The following is a 711-nucleotide window of genomic DNA, read 5'->3' as shown; positions in this document are numbered from 1 at the left end:
GAGTTCGGAGCGCCAGCTTCGAAGGAGGCGCCGTTGGGATACCACCCTGACCGTAGTTAGGTTCTAACCTGTGCCCGTGAATCCGGGCAAGGGACCGTGTCAGGTAGGCAGTTTGACTGGGGCGGTCGCCTCCTAAAAGATAACGGAGGCGCCCCAAGGTTCCCTCAGAATGGTTGGAAATCATTCGAAGAGTGCAAAGGCAGAAGGGAGCTTGACTGCGAGACGAACAGGTCGAGCAGGGACGAAAGTCGGGCTTAGTGATCCGGTGGTACCGAATGGAAGGGCCATCGCTCAACGGATAAAAGCTACCCTGGGGATAACAGGCTTATCTCCCCCAAGAGTCCACATCGACGGGGAGGTTTGGCACCTCGATGTCGGCTCATCGCATCCTGGGGCTGAAGTAGGTCCCAAGGGTTGGGCTGTTCGCCCATTAAAGCGGTACGCGAGCTGGGTTCAGAACGTCGTGAGACAGTTCGGTCCCTATCTGTCGCGGGCGCAGGAAATTTGAGAGGAGCTGTCCTTAGTACGAGAGGACCGGGATGGACGTACCGCTGGTGTACCAGTTGTTCCGCCAGGAGCACCGCTGGGTAGCCAAGTACGGACGGGATAAGCGCTGAAAGCATCTAAGCGTGAAGCCCCCCTCAAGATGAGATTTCCCAGTATGTAAGACCCCTCGTAAGCGACGAGGTTGATAGGTTCGAGGTGGAAGCG

At 57.2% G+C, this 711-nt stretch carries 1 rRNA gene; it reads left to right on the top strand.

The annotated features are described in order from the left end of the window. A 23S ribosomal RNA gene (locus GQS10_RS22815) occupies nucleotides 1-711 on the top strand; the annotation flags it as partial.

This window comes from Paenibacillus turpanensis (assembly GCF_011421635.1).
In the GTDB taxonomy this organism is placed as follows: domain Bacteria; phylum Bacillota; class Bacilli; order Paenibacillales; family YIM-B00363; genus Paenibacillus_AK; species Paenibacillus_AK turpanensis.
This window is presented reverse-complemented; position numbering and strand designations above follow the sequence as displayed.